This is a genomic window from Sphingopyxis sp. GW247-27LB (assembly GCF_002277025.1).
Lineage (GTDB): Bacteria > Pseudomonadota > Alphaproteobacteria > Sphingomonadales > Sphingomonadaceae > Sphingopyxis.
The window spans coordinates 633,305-649,888 of the sequence record NZ_NIWD01000008.1; the positions used below are offsets into that span (position 1 = coordinate 633,305).

At 68.3% G+C, this 16,584-nt stretch carries 15 protein-coding genes and 1 tRNA gene; 6 read left to right on the top strand and 10 right to left on the bottom strand.

Annotation, left to right across the window (positions count from 1 at the left end):
• Window positions 1-220 precede the first annotated feature (220 nt).
• Entirely contained in the window at window positions 221-1,765 is a 1,545-nt protein-coding gene (locus CD928_RS10520) for a class I adenylate-forming enzyme family protein (RefSeq protein WP_095387012.1), read from the bottom strand.
• Window positions 1,766-1,849: 84 nt separating this feature from the next.
• On the opposite strand from CD928_RS10520, the gene CD928_RS23790 reads away from it, so the two are divergent.
• From CD928_RS23790 to CD928_RS10540, 4 genes are all read left to right on the top strand, one after another.
• The gene (locus CD928_RS23790) at window positions 1,850-2,569 is read left to right on the top strand and encodes a response regulator transcription factor (RefSeq protein ID WP_255247111.1); all 720 of its coding nucleotides are present in this window, start codon (window positions 1,850-1,852) and stop codon (window positions 2,567-2,569) included.
• Window positions 2,570-2,636: 67 nt separating this feature from the next.
• A complete protein-coding gene (locus CD928_RS10530) occupies window positions 2,637-4,169 on the top strand; it encodes an acyl-CoA synthetase (protein ID WP_095387013.1) in 1,533 nt (510 codons plus the stop codon).
• Entirely contained in the window at window positions 4,169-4,777 is a 609-nt protein-coding gene (locus tag CD928_RS10535; protein ID WP_095387014.1) for a 2-hydroxychromene-2-carboxylate isomerase, read from the top strand. The genes CD928_RS10530 and CD928_RS10535 overlap by 1 nt, the downstream gene beginning before the upstream one ends.
• Window positions 4,778-4,805: 28 nt before the next feature.
• Entirely contained in the window at window positions 4,806-5,609 is an 804-nt protein-coding gene (locus tag CD928_RS10540) for a crotonase/enoyl-CoA hydratase family protein (protein ID WP_095387015.1), read from the top strand.
• Window positions 5,610-5,748: 139 nt separating this feature from the next.
• Here CD928_RS10540 and CD928_RS10545 read toward each other — a convergent pair whose 3' ends face one another.
• Genes CD928_RS10545 through CD928_RS10570 form a run of 6 tightly spaced genes read right to left on the bottom strand, consistent with a single transcriptional unit; the run spans window position 5,749 to window position 9,467 of the window.
• A complete protein-coding gene (locus tag CD928_RS10545; protein WP_095387016.1) occupies window positions 5,749-6,438 on the bottom strand; it encodes an ATP12 family chaperone protein in 690 nt (229 codons plus the stop codon).
• Entirely contained in the window at window positions 6,435-6,671 is a 237-nt protein-coding gene (locus tag CD928_RS10550) for a hypothetical protein (RefSeq protein WP_095387017.1), read from the bottom strand. Before CD928_RS10550 ends, CD928_RS10545 begins: the two co-directional genes overlap by 4 nt.
• Window positions 6,668-7,288 (bottom strand): FMN-binding negative transcriptional regulator, encoded by a 621-nt coding sequence (locus CD928_RS10555; RefSeq protein ID WP_095387018.1) that lies wholly within the window; start codon window positions 7,286-7,288, stop codon window positions 6,668-6,670. The genes CD928_RS10550 and CD928_RS10555 overlap by 4 nt, the downstream gene beginning before the upstream one ends.
• Window positions 7,288-8,463, bottom strand: coding sequence for an RluA family pseudouridine synthase (locus CD928_RS10560; protein ID WP_095387019.1), 1,176 nt, complete (start codon window positions 8,461-8,463; stop codon window positions 7,288-7,290). Before CD928_RS10560 ends, CD928_RS10555 begins: the two co-directional genes overlap by 1 nt.
• Window positions 8,460-8,837 carry a fluoride efflux transporter CrcB gene (gene crcB / locus CD928_RS10565; RefSeq protein ID WP_141237136.1) on the bottom strand — a complete coding sequence of 126 codons (378 nt, stop codon included), beginning with the start codon at window positions 8,835-8,837 and terminating at the stop codon, window positions 8,460-8,462. Before crcB ends, CD928_RS10560 begins: the two co-directional genes overlap by 4 nt.
• Before the next feature lie 48 nt (window positions 8,838-8,885).
• Window positions 8,886-9,467, bottom strand: coding sequence for a thermonuclease family protein (locus CD928_RS10570; protein WP_176473540.1), 582 nt, complete (start codon window positions 9,465-9,467; stop codon window positions 8,886-8,888).
• 243 nt (window positions 9,468-9,710) lie between these two features.
• Here CD928_RS10570 and CD928_RS10575 point away from each other — a divergent pair, with 243 nt between their 5' ends.
• The gene (locus tag CD928_RS10575; protein WP_176473541.1) at window positions 9,711-10,721 is read left to right on the top strand and encodes a MarR family transcriptional regulator; all 1,011 of its coding nucleotides are present in this window, start codon (window positions 9,711-9,713) and stop codon (window positions 10,719-10,721) included.
• 54 nt (window positions 10,722-10,775) lie between these two features.
• Window positions 10,776-10,851 (top strand) — tRNA-Val (locus CD928_RS10580).
• 81 nt (window positions 10,852-10,932) lie between these two features.
• Here CD928_RS10580 and acnA read toward each other — a convergent pair.
• The 3 genes from acnA to metE all read right to left on the bottom strand — a co-directional run bounded on the left by acnA (window position 10,933) and on the right by metE (window position 16,506).
• The gene (gene acnA, locus CD928_RS10585) at window positions 10,933-13,608 is read right to left on the bottom strand and encodes an aconitate hydratase AcnA (protein ID WP_095387021.1); all 2,676 of its coding nucleotides are present in this window, start codon (window positions 13,606-13,608) and stop codon (window positions 10,933-10,935) included.
• A 179-nt stretch (window positions 13,609-13,787) separates the two neighbouring features.
• Complete coding sequence (locus CD928_RS10590; protein WP_095387022.1) at window positions 13,788-14,165, bottom strand: acyl-CoA thioesterase; 378 nt, start codon at window positions 14,163-14,165, stop codon at window positions 13,788-13,790.
• 19 nt (window positions 14,166-14,184) lie between these two features.
• Complete coding sequence (gene metE / locus CD928_RS10595; protein ID WP_095387023.1) at window positions 14,185-16,506, bottom strand: 5-methyltetrahydropteroyltriglutamate--homocysteine S-methyltransferase; 2,322 nt, start codon at window positions 16,504-16,506, stop codon at window positions 14,185-14,187.
• Between the last annotated feature and the right edge of the window lie 78 nt (window positions 16,507-16,584).

Sequence of the window (16,584 nt, forward strand, 5' to 3'; positions counted from 1 at the left end):
GAGCCGATGGGAGAAGAGGCTGGCACGGCGCGATAATGTAGGAAAGCGTTTTTTGGGCGGCCGCTTTGGGGTGGATTTGAGCCATTCCCCTCCCTTTCAGGGAGGGGTTAGGGGTGGGTGCGCGAGCGGAGCGAGCCACGAAAGAACGCCGCCTTCGGCGGCTACCCACCCCCAGCCCCTCCCTAGAAGGGAGGGGAGAAGGTATGGCCGCTATCGGTCGCTATCGGCCGTTCGCCCCCGCATAGGCATCGCGCAACTCGCGCTTCAGCACCTTGCCGATCGGGCTGCGCGGTAGTTCCTCCACGACCTTGATCGCGCTCAGCCGCTGGGTCTTGCCGACCTTGGCGTTGCACTCGGCGCGCACCGCTTCGGGGTCGGCGCCCGCCTTCAGCACCGCGAACGCCACCGGCGTTTCGCCCCATTCGTCGCTCGGCATGCCGACGACGGCGGCTTCGACGACGCGGTCGTCAGCGGCCAATATCGCCTCGAGATCGCTCGGGAAGATGTTGAAGCCGCCCGAGATGATCATGTCCTTCGCCCGGTCCATCAAGGTCAGAAAGCCGTCCTCGTCGATCCGGCCGATGTCGCCGTGGCGGTAGAAGAGGTTTCCGTCGGCGTCGTGCCAGTGCATCGCTTTGGTCGCATCGGGGCGGTTGTTGTAGCCGGTCATCATCGCGGGGCTGCGACCGACCACCTCGCCGACCTCGCCCTGCGGCAGTTCGTTGCCCTCCTCGTCAATCACCTTGGCGATATGGCCCGGCGCGGGCTTGCCGACGGTGTGGAGCTTGTCGGGGAATTGATGCGCTTCGAGGATGAAGGCCGCGCCGCCCTCGGTCATGCCGTATATTTCGACGAGCCCGCCCGGCCAGCGCGCCAGCACGTCGGCCTTGAGCGCGGCGGGGAAGGGCGCCGAGGTGCAATATTTCATGATGAAGCTCGACAGGTCGAAACGGCCGAAATCCTCGAGCGCCATGATGCGGCGATATTGCACGGGCACGAGCATCGTGTTGGTCGCGCGCTCGCGCGTCGCGAGTTCGAGGAAGCCGCGCGCGTCGAACTTCTTCATCAGCACGGTCTGCCCGCCCGATCCGATCGTCGGCAGAAAGCTCGCCATCGTCGTGTTCGAATAGAGCGGGGTCGACAGGATCGTCACCGCCGCCGGGCCATAGGCGGGGACGCCGCGCTGGATATGCTGCCAGCGCATCGCATGGCTGTGGACGATACCCTTCGGCGTGCCGGTGGTGCCCGACGAATAGATGATGTTGAAGCCGTCGAGCGGATCGATCGCGACGACGACCGGGGTGGCGCCTTCGGGGGCCATCCAGTCGCCCAGCGCCACGCCGACGTCGCTGCCATCCATCGCGATCCGGTCGCTGGCGGTGACGGCCTGTCCTTCGAGGCTCACCGAGGCGGCGCTGTCGAGGAAGAGGTGGCGTGCGCCGGTGTCGGCGATCATCGCCGCCATCTGCTCGCCCGTCGCGCTGTTGGTGATCAGCCCCGCGACGCCGCCGGCGCGCAGCGTGCCGAGGATGACCGCGATCTGCTCGACGCTGTTGAGCCCGGCGATGGCGGTGCGGTCGCCCTTCGCCAAGCCATCCTGCTGAAGCCGCGTGGCGATTCGGTCGATCATCTGGTCCAGTTCGGACCAGCTCAGGCGCCGAAACGGATCGGCAGCCGCTACGGCATCGGGACGTTCCTGCGCGTGGGCGCGAACCAGATCGGGCAGGGTGGCGAAGTCGGAGGCGAGCAGGTCGGCACTGGTCATAGCGATTCGTTAGCACAGCAGCGCTAGCGTGCAACGGCATGGGGGAGGGACCGGGCGGAGGCGGGGCGGCCGCGGGGAGGGGCGATGGACGAACGCGACGGCTGTGCGCCGATCGACCTTCCGCCGCTCGTCGCCATCCATCACCCGCGCGAAGCCCGCGCATGGGCGCTCGCGAACGCCGTGTCCGCCGCCGGCTTCCGCGTCGCGCTCCTGCCGCCGCTCGCGGGCGGTGCCGCCCGGTGGCGCGATGGTTGTTTCGATGCGCTGGCGATCGACCCCTTCGACGACCCCGCCGCCGCGGAGACCATTCTTCTCGCGCGCGGCATCGCGGCGCGTAGGCCGCTGCTCATCCTATCCGACCGCGAATCGCGTGCCGAGCGGATGGCGGCGCTGAGCGCGGGTGCCGACGACGCGGTCGGCTGGGCCGACGATCCCGCGGAGGTGGTCGCGCGCGTCGCGAGCCTGCTGCGCCGCAGCCGGATGGCGGCGGGGCAACTCGGCACCGATGAGCTGCGCATCGACCTGATCGACCGCCGGGTCGAGCGCGCCGGGCGGCTGATCCGGCTGCCGCTGCGCGAATTCGACCTGCTCGCGAATCTCGCGCGCGTGCCCGACCGGCCGGTTTCGCGCGAGGCGTTGCTGCGCGCGGTGTGGCGGATCGACTTCGATCCCGGCACCAACCGCGTCGAGGTGCATATGTCGCGGCTGCGCGCCAGGGTCGACCGCGGTTTCGCCTGGCCGATGCTGCACACGGTCAAGGGCTGCGGCTATGCGCTGCGCTCGCGGCGCGGCGAGCTTGCTTGACCAAAAGTTTCAACCCGCTACTCATCTCGGGAATAAAGAAACCAGACAGCCCCGGAGACGATCGCCGATGCACCCCTCAGTCCACGCCCGCGCCAACCCCGACAAGCCCGCGGTCATCGTCGCCGAAACCGGCGAGACGATCAGCTATGCCGAGCTCGACGCGGCGTCGAATCGCGCCGCGCAGATGTTCCGGGCGCACGGGCTGGGGCATGAGGATGTCGTCGCCTTCATGCTCGACAACACGCCGCATTATTACGGCCTGACCTGGGGCGCGCAGCGCGCGGGGCTGCGCTATGTCTGCATCTCGTCGCGGCTGACGCAGGACGAGACCGACTATATCCTGGAAAATTCGGGCGCGAAGATGCTCGTCGTCGCGGCGAGCCTCGCCCCCGCGGCGCTGCAGCTTCGGACGCAGATCGAGCGATTCTCGATGGGTGGCGACATCGCCGGCTGGCCTACGATCGAGAACGAGTTGGCGAAGATGCCCGCCGAGCCCGTCGCTGACGAGCGCGCCGGGGTCGACATGCTCTATTCGTCGGGGACGACGGGGCGGCCCAAGGGGGTGCGCGTGCCGTTGCCCGAGGAGCCCGCGATCGACGCCCCGAACAGCCTCGTCATGCTCGCCGCCGCGGCCTTCGGCATCGGGCCCGACAGCGTCTATCTCTCGCCCGCGCCGCTCTATCACGCCGCGCCGCTGCGCTGGTCGATGACGATCCACCGGCTCGGCGGCACGGTGGTGCTGATGAAGAAGTTCGATCCCGAGGGCGCGCTCGCGGCGATCCAGCATTATCGCTGCAACGCGGCGCAGTTCGTGCCGACGCATTTCGTCCGCATGCTCAAGCTGCCCGACGCGGTGCGCGCGCAATATGACGTGTCGACGATGAAGAGCGCGATCCACGCCGCCGCGCCCTGCCCGGTCCCCGTCAAGCAGGCGATGATCGATTGGTGGGGGCCGGTGCTGCTCGAATATTATGCGGGGTCGGAGGGCAATGGCATGACCTTCGCGACCAGCCAGGACTGGCTCGCGCATCCGGGCACGGTCGGCCGCGCGATCCACGGCGCGGTGCATATCGTGGGCGAGGATAACGAGACCGAACTGCCGGCGGGCGAAGAGGGCGCGGTCTTCTTCGAGAGCGAAAATGTCTTCGAATATCACGACGATCCCGAAAAGACCGCTTCGAGCCGCAATGCGAAGGGCTGGTCGACCCTGGGCGACGTCGGCAAGCTCGACGCGGACGGCTTCCTTTACCTCACCGACCGCAAGAGCTTCATGATCATCTCGGGCGGGGTGAACATCTATCCGCAGGAGATCGAGAATCATCTCGTCACCCATCCGAAGGTCGCCGATGTCGCGGTCGTCGGCGGGCCGCACGAGGAAATGGGCGAAGAGGTGATCGCGGTGGTCCAGCCCGCCGACATGGCCGACGCGACCGACGCCTTCCGTGAGGAACTGGGCGCCTATGCGCGCGAGAAACTGTCGGGCGTGAAGATCCCGCGGCGGATCGACTTCATGGAAGCGCTTCCCCGCCACGATACGGGCAAGCTCTACAAACGGCTGCTGCGCGACCGCTATTGGGAGCAGGCGAAGGAAAAGGCGTGATGGGAACCCGCGTCGAATTCTTCTTCGATCTGTCGAGCCCGTGGACCTGCCTCGCCTTTCATAATCTCCCCGCGGTGCTCGCGCGCACCGGCGCGAGCGCGCGCTACCGCCCAATCCTGGTCGGCGGCGTGTTCAACGCGGTGAACCCGGCGGTCTATGCGGCGCGCGAGCAGGCCGACAACCGGCGGATGCAGCATGGCTGGAAGGTGCTGAAGGACTGGGCGCGGCTCGCCGACGTGCCGATGAATTTCCCTTCGCGATGGCACCCGGCCAAGAGCGTGGCCGCGATGCGCTTCGCCGCGGCGCTCGAGGACGACCAGCCGGCGCTGGTCCGTTTCGCGCGCGCCGCCTTCGCGAGCTATTTCGACCGGCAGGAGAATCTCGACGATCCCGACGTGCTCGAAACCGTCGCTGCCGCCGAGGGGCTCGATGGACCTGCGATCCGGGCGGCCGCGGGCAGCGATGCGGTCAAGGCGCGGCTGCGCGCGAATACCGAGGAAGTGGTCGCGCGCGGCGGCTATGGCTCGCCGACCATCTTCGTCGACGGCGAGGACATGTATTTCGGTAACGACCAACTGCCGCTCGTCGAAGCGGCCCTGAAACGTTGACGCAACGCTGACCGCGAAGGACTCTCCCATGAAGGATCGCATTTCCATCACCATGCTGGGCGGCGGGATCGCCGACGTCCGGCTGATCCGCGCCGACAAGATGAACGCACTCGACGCCGCAATGTGGTCGGCGCTCACCGAGGCGATCGACGACCTCAAGGCCCGGCAGGGTCTGCGCGTCGTGGTGCTGTCGGGCGAGGGACGCGCCTTTTGCGCCGGGCTCGACCTGTCGAGCCTCAGCGCCGAGCGCGATCCGGGGGCGAGCAGCGCGGGGGGCACGCTCTCCGACCGCACGCGGGGGATATCGAACAATGCCCAATATGCCGCCTGGGGCTGGCGCGAGCTACCGGTGCCGGTGATCGCGGCGGTGCACGGCGTCGCCTTTGGCGCGGGCAGCCAGATCATGGCGGCGGCCGACATCCGGATCGTCCACCCCGACACGCGGATCGCGATCATGGAGATGCGCTGGGGCCTCGTCCCCGACGTCGCGGGCATGGCGCTGTGGCGGACGCAGGTCGCCGACGATGTGCTGCGCGAGATGATCTATACCAATCGCGAATTCAACGGGTCGGAGGCGAAGGCGCTGGGCTTCGCGACGCATGTCTCCGACGATCCGCTGGCGAAGGCGATGGAACTGGCCGAAGTGATTGCGAACAAGAATCCGCACGCGATCCGCGGCGCGAAGCGCTTGTGCAACATGCTCGCCGACGCGAGCGATGCGGACATTCTTCAGGCCGAAAGCGACGAGCAGGTGAAGGTCATCCGCACCCCCAATCAGATGGAGGCAGTGATGGCTGGGATGGAGAAAAGGAAACCGAATTTCGTCGATTGAAGATCCTCCCTGCGGCGAAGCCGTGGGGAGGGGGACCGTCGCCGCAGGCGATGGTGGAGGGGCAGCGACGGCGCGTCATGGCCCCTCCGTCAGCCCTGCGGGCTGCCACCTCCCCACGGCTTCGCCGCAGGGAGGATCGTCAGAGAAGGCTCAAAAACCGTGCCGCATTGTGCCAGTCGGCCTCGCGCCGCGCGCGCGCCTTTTGCGCTTCGCTGTCGGCGCCCCAGCGGCGTTCCTGATAGAGTTCGTCGAGGCTGACCGCCTCCCACAGCGCCGCGGCGCCGAACGCGCCCTCGATCAGCGCGAGCCCCGCGACCAGCGAGCCGCCGATCGTGACGAGCGGCGTGAGCGCGGCGAGGCGGAAGGGGTGGAGATCCAGCACCGCGCCACGCAGCGCCGCGATGGTCGCCGCAGGCTGGTCGACCGGGATGACGCCCTGCGCAAGGGTGAACTCGATGCCGTGGCGTCCCTCCGCCCAGGCGAGCAGCGGATTCCACGCCGTCGCCTGCTCGGCTTGCAGCGCGGCATCGCGCGCGTCGCGGTAACAGAGAAGGTCGCTCTCCGCATAGGCGGCGACCGGCGCCGCGAAGGCGGCGGGGTCGGGGCTCGCGAGGTCGATCGCGGCGTTGGCGAGGCCGGTCAGCGGCATCGACGCGGGGTCGAGGGTCTCGCCCTGCGCGGCCCATTCGGCGGCGATCGCTTCGGCGAGCGCCGGGCTCGCGACGACGAGCGGCGCGCGCGCCGGGGTGTGCACGGGACGTCCATCGAGCGCGATGCCCCAGCCGCCATCCTGCGGGGCGGCCTCGGCCTTCTTCCAGAAACGCTTCATCGCGGCCCAGGCGACTTCCAGCGGCGCGCGAGGATCTTCGGCATCACCGCGAAGTCGAACAGGCCGATCAGCACCACCGCGACCCCGATCCAGCGATCGGCAGGCGGCCCGGCAAGCGTCCAGCCGCCGCGGATCAGGACGAACCCCGCGAGCACGAAGATCGCGCCCGTGATGCGAATGGCGTTGAGCGCGATGAAGCGCTTCTTGGCGAGGGCGTCTGCTGCGGCGGTCATGCCGGCTTCCTATCGCCGCCAAGGTGCCGCATCAACTGCGCGAGTGCGCCGTGCCCGGTCGCGTCGAGCCCGGCGGCGACGCGTTCGCGCTCTTCGGCGGGCTTGTTCTGCGACAATTTGATGGTGGGTCGCCACGCGACGATCCGCATCTCGAAGCCGATGATCGCGCCGGTCATGCGTCCGAAGATCGCGGGATCCATCTTGTCGCGCGTCCATGGAGCGGCTGGGGCAATGCGCGCCTCGTGCTGCGCCGAAAGCGTATCGAGCTGCGCGACGAGCTCGGCGTCATCCAGCCGGCGCGCGGCGCCCTCCATCTCGACCGCGATATAATTCCACGTCGGAACCTGATCGGCGGCGGCATACCAGCCGGGGCTGACATAGGCGTCGGGGCCCTGCACCACCGCAAGCACCAGCGTCCCGTCCAGATGTTTCGTCAGTGCGTTGCCGCGGGCGAGGTGAAATTGCAGCGTCGTAGCGTCATTGCTCAGCACCACCGGCGCGTGGGCGACGCGCGGGCCGTCGGGGGTGGTGGCAAAGAGGGCGGCGAAACCGATCTCGCGCACCAGCAGCGCGGCGAGGTCGTCCTCCTTCGGCCGGAAGGCAGGGCTGGGGTGCATCAGCGCGGCTTGCGCGGCGCCGGCTTGCGCCCGCTCCCCGGCTTGGCGGGGCCGCGCTTCGCGGACGGCTTGCCGCCCGGCTTGGCCGGGGCGTCGCCGCGACCGCGCCTTTCGCCGCGGCGTGCCTTGCGCACCTGCTTGGCGTGGGCCTTGGCCTTCGCCTTCTGCACGGTCTTGGCCGAAGGCTTCGGCGTTTCTTCGGCGAGCACGTCACCCAGCATCGGATCGAAGCCGAGCGCGTCGAGGCTGGCGGCGAAATGCTCGGGAACCGGCGCCGAAATGTCGATCGCGCCGCCGTCGGGATGGTCGATGCGCAGCCGGCGGCTGTGCAGGTGGAGCTTGCGGCTGATCGTGCCGGTCAGGAAGGCGCTCTTGCCGCCATATTTGCCGTCGCCGACGATCGGGTGACCGATCGCCGCCATATGGACGCGAAGCTGGTGGGTGCGCCCGGTCAGCGGCTGGAGCTCGACCCACGCCGCGCTGTTCCCGGCGCGCTCGATGATCCGGTACCGCGTCTTGGACGCCAGCCCCTTGTCGTCGACGTGCATCTTCTCGCCGCCCGATCCGGGTTGCTTGGCGAGCGGCAGGTCGATCTCTCCCTGCGCTATGTCGGGAACGCCGACGACGATCGCCCAATAGGTCTTGCGCGCGCTGCGGTTCGAAAAGGCTTTGGCGAACCAGGCCGCGGCGCGCGGGGTGCGCGCGACGAGCAGCGCGCCCGACGTATCCTTGTCGAGCCGGTGGACGAGCTTCGGCCGCACCGGCGCGTCGAACTGAAGCGCATCGAGCAGGCCATCGACATGGCTGTCGGTCTTGGTGCCGCCCTGCGTCGCGAGGCCGGGCGGCTTGTCGAGCACCAGCGCGCTCGCGTCGCGGTGGATCACCATCGACGTGGCGAGCGCGACGTCGGCATCGGTCAGCGGGCGCCCCTTGCGCGCCGGGCGCGCCGCCGGGGCTGCGGGGGGAACGGGCATGGCGATGCGTTGCCCTGCCTCGATACGGTCGGACACATCGGCCTTGCGGCCGTCGAGGGTCAGCTCGCCCGACCGTGCCCAGCGCGCGATCAGCGCGTGCGGCGTGCCTGGCCGATGGCGCTTGAACCAGCGGTCGAGACGGATGCCGTCATCCTCTTCGGCGACGACTGCGCCGTCGCGATCGGCTTTGGGCGCGCTCATGCCGGAAGCTGCCGCATAAGCAGCATGCCGAGGCCGCAGGCGGCGATGCCGACGATGACCGACGACAGCACATAGGCGGCCGCCTGCGCGATCGCGCCGCGTTCGAACAGCAGCCAGAATTCGAGGCTGAAGGAGGAAAAGGTCGTGAAGCCGCCGAGAATGCCGACGCCGAGGAAAAGGCGCGTCGTGTCGCTGCCGCCGCTCCGCGCGAGCCAGCCGACGAGCAGGCCCATCAGCAGGCTGCCCGCGATGTTGATCGACAGCGTCCACCAGGGAAAGCCGGGGCCGAGCCGCGCCAGCATCACCTGGCCGACGAGGTGGCGGCCGCCGGCGCCGATCGCGCCGCCGACCATGACAGGGAAAAGGCCGTTCATGGGCTCCGCCCTAGCCGCAAAAGCGGCTCAGGCAAAGCGGCCGCATTGCTATGTATCGGGGGCTGTCATCGCGGGCGCCGGACGCTCGTGCGCCGCGCGCCAGTCGGCGGGGCGCGTGAAGGCGCCCTGCCAGATTCCACGCCGCCTCGCCTGCGCTTCGGCTTCCTCGACCGCATAGCCGTCTTCGGTTGCGACGGCCCATCCCGCGCGGATCATTTCGGCGGTAAGGTCGACGCCGTCGGGGAAGGGCGCGGTACGGCACGAGGCGAGCGTGCGATGATAGACGTCGCGCGCCGCGAGCTCGCAATGCAGCGGACCGCGCCCCGCGATCCGTTCGAGCGCGGTTCGCGCTTCATGCCCGCACGGCCAGCGGCTTCCGTCTGCGCGCGCGCAATCCTGGCGGTATTCGACCGCGTCGAGCCCGGTCAGGCGGATCGTCAGCGCCGCGTCCGCCTGCCGGACGGTCAGGCTGTCGCCGTCGATGACGTGGACGAGGGGCAGCGTCGTAGTGGAGGCCGGAAGCCAGACCCATAGCGCGGCCGCCATGCCGGCGAGCAGCAACAGCGCGACCAAGGATCGGAGTCGCCGCTTCCAGCGCAGAACGGTCAGCGAAGAGGGCGCGAAGGGCATGGCGCGGCCCTGCGCGCGGCCGCAGCGCTTGGCAAGTGCGGGGAGATGCGCGGAGGGGATTGACGACGAGAACAAAACATGTCCAAAATGGACCAATCCCGATCCAAAGGACAGGCGCCGACTCATGCAGCGACGATGCTGGGTCCGGATTGGCGGCAAAAGAGAGCGAACAAAAGGTGAATATCACCGTAGTGGCGACATAAGGACACCAGGACGGACAGGCGGGGAAGGAAGGGCGGCACAATGGAACATGTGATGCGGAGCGTGGCGATGCTGGCCGATCAGGAACGCCCGGTGTGGCAGGGGGCGTCCTCGCCGGAACGGCCGATGTCGGTGCTGCTCGTGGCCGACGGCTGCGATGCGACGCCCGAACCGGCGGTGGCGGCACGGCTCCGCGTGACGGGGCCGGTGGCGCCTGCGCGCAGTGCCGGCCATGTCCGTGACACGATATCGCCCGACATTGTCTGGCTCCGCGGCGCCGAGAGGCTCGACGACGCGGTGCTGGCCGAACTGGGCGAGGCGCTGGCCGCGCGTGGCGGCCGCCTGATGTGCGAAACCTCGCTCGCGGCGCTCGATCGCGTGGCTGCGGCGATTCCTCCTTCTGTGCGGACCGAATGGCTCGTCGAAGCCGATAGCGCCGACCGGCTGATGGCGGTTGCCGCGCTCCAGTCGCCGCGTTTGATGGCCGTCAACGACATGGCGCGCGACGACACGATGGAGCGGATCGACCGGCTGCAGGAAGAGGTTGCGCGGATCGCGCGCCTGCTCGGCGATCTCACGGCTCCGCGCGGCCTGCCGGGAACGCCGAAGCCCTATGCTGCGCACGGCGAGGCGGCTGGTGATTATCCGGGGCAGCTACGCTCGCCGCCGCGCGACTATGCCGCGACGCCGCGCAGCTTCCTGCCCGAGGAACGATCGATCGACCGGCAACGCGCCAAGGGGGTGCGGCGGATGCTGCGTCAGCGACGGATGCGCGAGCAATATTTTCCCGCCGACCTGTTCGCCGACCCGGCGTGGGATATGCTGCTCGACCTCTACGCCGCGCGGCTCGAACGCCAGCCGGTGTCGGTGTCGAGCCTGTGCATCGCCGCCGCGGTCCCCGCGACGACCGCGCTGCGCTGGATCAAGACGATGACCGATGCGGGGCTGTTCCTGCGCGAAGCCGACCCCGACGACGGCCGCCGCATCTTCATCGCGCTCGCCGAGGGCGCGTTCGACGCGATGGCGCGCTATTTCGAGGCGCTCGAGGAATAGGGCCCGCTTGCCAGCGAGCGCGCTCTGTGGCAGGGCGCGCCCTTCCCGCAATGGGGGCGATTAGCTCAGTTGGTAGAGCGCCTCGTTTACACCGAGGATGTCGGCAGTTCGAGCCTGTCATCGCCCACCATATCCTCATGCCTGCCGCCGGATATGAAAACGCCCGCCCCACACGGGGACGGGCGTTTTGGCATTCTTTCATCGGCCGCGATCAGGCCGCGAGCTTCCTCAGCACATAGTGGAGGATGCCGCCGTTCATATAATATTCGACCTCGTTCGCCGTATCGATGCGGCAGAGCGTGTCGAAGGCGAAGGTCGAGCCATCGGGGCGCGTCACGTTCACCGTCACCGTCTGGCGCGGCTTGAGGTCGGCGACGCCGGTGATGGTGAAGACGTCGTCGCCGGTCAGGCCCAGCGTCTCGCGCGTCTGGCCGTCCTGGAACTGCAGCGGCAGCACGCCCATGCCGACGAGGTTCGAGCGGTGGATGCGCTCGAAGCTCTCGACGATCACCGCGCGGACGCCGAGGAGGTTGGTGCCCTTCGCCGCCCAGTCGCGCGACGAGCCGGTGCCATATTCCTTGCCGGCGATGACGACGAGCGGGGTGCCGTCGGCTTTGTGGCGCATCGCGGCGTCGTAGATCGGCATGACCTCGGTGCCGTAGCGCGACATGCCGCCTTCGATGCCGGGGACCATTTCATTCTTGATGCGGATGTTGGCGAAGGTGCCGCGCATCATGACTTCGTGGTGGCCGCGGCGGGCGCCGTAGCTGTTGAAGTCGGACTTGCTAACCTGATGTTCCATAAGCCATTTTCCGGCCGGGCTGTCCGCCTTGATGCTGCCCGCGGGGCTGATGTGGTCGGTGGTGATGCTGTCGCCCAGGATCGCGAGCGGCTTCGCGCCGACGATGTCCGACACGGGCGCGGGGGTCATCTCCATGCCCTCGAAATAGGGCGGGTTCGCCACGTAAGTGGAGCCCGCGCGCCACTGATAGGTGTCGCTGCCCTCGACCTCGATCTTCTGCCAGTGCGCGTCGCCCTGATAGACGTGCGCGTAGCGCGCCTCGAACATGTCGCGGTCGACCGCGCCCGCGATCGCGTCGGCGACCTCCTGGTTGGTCGGCCAGATGTCGGCGAGGAAGACGTCCCGGCCGTCCTGGTCCTGCCCGATCGGGGTGGAGGTGAAATCCTCGGTCACCGTGCCCTTCAGCGCATAGGCGACGACGAGCGGCGGCGAGGCGAGGAAGTTGGCGCGCACGTCGGGCGACACGCGGCCTTCGAAGTTGCGGTTGCCCGAGAGGACCGAGGCGGCAACGATGTCGTTGCCGTTGATCGCGGCCGAAATGGGTTCGGCGAGCGGTCCCGAATTGCCGATGCAGGTCGTGCAGCCATAGCCGACGAGATTGTAGCCCACCGCGTCGAGATGCGTCTGCAGCCCCGCCTTGGCGAGATAGTCGGTGACCACCTGCGACCCCGGCGCGAGGCTGGTCTTGACCCACGGCTTGGGCTTCAGCCCCTTCTCGTTCGCCTTCTTCGCGACGAGGCCCGCGGCGACCATCACGCCGGGGTTCGAGGTGTTGGTGCAGCTGGTGATCGCGGCGATCACGACGTCGCCGTCGCCGATGTCGTGGGTCTTGCCCTCGACCGCGACGCGCTTCGGCCCGCTCTTGCCGTAGAGCGTCTTGAGGTCCGCGTTGAACACGTCATCGACCTCGGTCAGCACGACCTTGTCCTGCGGGCGCTTCGGTCCCGCGAGGCTGGGCACCACCGTCCCCATGTCGAGCTCGAGCGTATCGGTGAAGACGGGGTCGGGCATGTCGGCTGCCAGCCACAGGCCCTGTTTCCTGGCATAGGCCTCGACCAGCGCGATATTCTCTTCGCTGCGGCCGGTGAGGCGCATGTAATCGAGCGTCTTGTCGTCGATGCCGAAGAAGCCGCAGGTCGCGCCATATTCGGGCGCCATATTGGCGAGCGTCGCGCGGTCGGCGAGGCTGAGCGAGGCGAGGCCCGGCCCGAAATATTCGACGAAGCGCCCGACGACGCCCTTGGCGCGCAGCATCTGCGTCGCGGTGAGCACGAGGTCGGTCGCGGTCACCCCTTCCTTCAGCTTGCCGGTCAGCTTGAAGCCGACCACCTCGGGGATCAGCATCGAGACGGGCTGGCCGAGCATCGCGGCCTCGGCCTCGATCCCGCCGACGCCCCAGCCGAGCACGCCGAGGCCGTTGATCATCGTCGTGTGGCTGTCGGTGCCGACGCAGGTGTCGGGATAGGCGACCGTCTGGCCGTCCGCATCCTCGCTCGACCACACCGCCTGCGCGATATGTTCGAGGTTGACCTGGTGGCAGATGCCGGTGCCCGGGGGCACCGCCTTGAAGTTCGACAGGCTCTTCGACCCCCATTTCAGGAAGTCGTAGCGCTCGCCGTTGCGATAATATTCGATCTCGACATTCTGCTCGAACGCCTTGGGGTGGCCGAATTCGTCGACCATCACCGAGTGGTCGATGACGAGGTGGACGGGGACGAGCGGGTTGATCTTCGACGTGTCGCCGCCGAGTGTCGCGATCGCGTCGCGCATCGCGGCGAGGTCGACGACGCAGGGAACGCCTGTGAAATCCTGGAGCAGCACGCGCGCCGGGCGATACTGGATCTCGCGGGTCGACACCGGATTCGACTGCCAGTCGACGATCGCCTGGACGTCGTCGGTCGAAACGGTGAAGCCGCCGTCCTCGAAGCGCAGCAGATTTTCGAGCAGCACCTTCATGCTGAACGGCAGCCGCGACACGTCGCCCAGCTTCGCCGCGGCCTTGTCGAGCGAATAATAGGCGTAGGTCTTGCCCCCGACGTCGAGCGTCGAGCGAGTTCCGAGCGTGTCGTGGCCGGTGGTGGTCATGTGCAGTTCCCTCTTGGGGCGCGGCGGGGAATGACGGCCCGAGGCCCGGTCAGGAGAGCGGAGCCGCGGGGAGTCGCGCGCGCGGGTTTATGTCGGCGCCTCCCTACGCCGGAGGGCGGGAAATGCAAGGGGGGTGGGGCGTGCGCATTCGGCGCACGCCCCGATTTCGGCCGTCGGATTCAATCCTCCAGCGCCCTGACGGCGCGCGGCCGCCTGTCGGGCCCGACCGCGACGAAAATGAAGACCGCCTGCGTGACCTTGTGAGCGTCCTCCGCATGCCGCTCGCGCGCCCAGGTCTCGACCTCGACATGCATCGAGGTGCGGCCGACCTTGATGAGGCGGCCGAAGACCGAAACCTCGTCGCCGACGAAGACGGGGCGGTGGAAGGTCATGCCCTCCACCGAGATCGTCACCGCGCGGCCGCGCGCGTGGAGCGACGCGACCGACGAAGCGGCAAGGTCCATCTGCGCCATCAGCCAGCCCCCGAAAATATCGCCATAAACATTGGCGTTGGCAGGCATGGCGGTGACGCGCACCGCCGGTTGGGCGCCGGGCATCCGGTCGGGCGGCACGATCTTATCTTGCAAGATAGGCCTCCTTCACCAGCGTGCGGGCGCGCATCGATTTCGCGGCGGCGACCATCGCGATCAGCGCGGGGCGCACCTCGTCCCACTTGCGCGTCTTAAGCCCGCAGTCGGGGTTCACCCAGACCTGCTCGGGCGAGATATGCTTGCAGGCGAGGGCGAGGAGGTCGGTCATCTCGCGCTCCGCGGGGATGCGGGGGCTGTGGATGTCATAGACGCCGGGTCCGACCGCGTTCGGATAGGCATAGGAGGCGAAGGCGTCGAGCAGCTCCATCTGCGACCGTGCGGTCTCGATCGAGATGACGTCGGCGTCCATGTCGCCGATCGCGCGGATGATGTCGTTGAATTCCGAATAGCACATATGCGTGTGAATCTGCGTGTCGTCGCGAACGGCGGAGGAGGCGATGCGGAAGCATTCGACAGCCCAGTTCAAGTAATGCTGCCATTCGGAGCGGCGCAGGGGCAGTCCCTCGCGCAGCGCCGCCTCGTCGATCTGGACGATCGCGGCGCCGGCGGTTTCCAGATCCTGTACCTCGTCGCGGATGGCCAGCGCGATCTGGCGGCAGCTCGCCTCGCGCGGCTGGTCGTCCCGCACGAAGGACCAGTTGAGGATGGTGACGGGGCCGGTGAGCATGCCCTTCATCGGGCGATCGGTTTGATCCTGGGCATAGCGCCACCAGTCGACCGTCATCGTTTTCGGGCGCGAGACATCGCCATAGAGGACCGGCGGGCGGACGCAGCGCGAGCCATAGCTTTGCACCCAGCCGGCGCGGGTGAAGGCGAAACCGGCGAGCTGTTCGCCGAAATATTGCACCATGTCGTTGCGCTCGAACTCGCCGTGGACGAGGACGTCGAGACCGATCTCTTCCTGCCATTTCACCGCGGCGCGCGTTTCGGCGCGGAGATAGCGGGCGTAGGCCTCGTCGTCGATCTCGCCCCGGACGTGCGCGGCGCGCGCCTTGCGGATATCCGGGGTCTGCGGGAAGCTGCCGATGGTGGTGGTGGGGTAGGCGGGGAGGCCGAGCCGCTTTTGCTGCGCTTCGCGGCGCGCGGCGAACGAGGCGGCGCGGCGGGCGCCGCCGGTGTCGAGCGCGGCGATGCGGGCGGCCACGGCCGGGTCGTGGATCTTCGGCGAGGTCCGACGCGCGACTGCGGCGATGCGCGAGGCGGCGAAGGCGGCGAAGCTCGCATCCTCGCCTTCGTTCAGGGCTTTCGCCAGCGCGGCGAGCTCCTCGACCTTCTGGGCGGCGAAGCTGAGCCACTGCGCGACCTCGGGGTCGAGCGAGGTTTCGAGCGCAAGGTCGACGGGGACGTGGATCAGCGAACAGGAAGGCGCGAGGACGACGTCGCGCTTCGCCGCCAGTTCCTTCAGCCGCCAGTAGAGGTCGGGGAGATTGGCGCGCCAGATGTTGCGGCCGTCGATCACGCCGAGCGAGAGGAGCACGTGCGGCTGGAGTCTGGCGAGCGCGGGCTCGAGCTGGTCGGGCGCGCGGACGAGGTCGAGGTGGAGGCCGTGGACGGGGAGTTCGGCGACAAGGTTGAGATTGTCGCCGAGGCCGCCGAAATAGGTGGTGAGCATCAGTTTCGGGCCGCGCGTCGCGAGGCTGGCATAGGTGCGCTCGAAGGCGGTGCGCTGGTCATCGGTCAGGTCGAGGACGAGGCAGGGCTCGTCGATCTGCACCCAGTCGGCGCCGAGCGCCGCGAGCCGCGCGAGGATTTCGGAATAGGTCTCGAGCAGCGCGGGCAGCAGCGCGAGCGGCTCGACCGCCTTGCCCTTCGCCAGCATCAGCCAGGAAACCGGACCGAGGAGGACGGGGCGCGTCGGGTAGCCCAGCGCCTTGGCCTCGGAAAACTCGTCGAAAATCTTGGTCGAGGCGATGCGGAAGCTTTGGCCGGCCGTGAGTTCGGGGACGAGGAAATGATAGTTGGTGTCGAACCATTTGGTCATTTCCATCGCGGTCGTATCATGGGCGTGGCCGCAGCCGGCCCGGGCCGTGTCATGCTGCGCGCCGCGCGCCATCGCGAAATAGAGATCGGGATCGACGCTTTCCCCCGCCCAATCATAGCGCGGCGGGATCGCGCCGATCAGCGCCGAGGTGTCGAGGACGTGGTCGTAGAGCGAGAAGTCGTTCGAGGGCAGGATGTCGGCGCCGAGCGCCTTTTGCCGCCCCCAGTTCAGCGCGCGCAGCCCCGCGGCGGCGGACAGCAGTTCGGCGAGCGACGATTTGCCCGCCCAATAGCTTTCAAGAGCGAATTTGAGCTCGCGGCGAAGGCCGATACGGGGAAAGCCCAGAGTGGCGACACTGACAGTCATGATACAAGCACCTTGCAAGGAGCAAGGCGCCGGGCAGACGCGAACGCACGGGGTCGACGCCCGCAAGGCAAGGTCGGG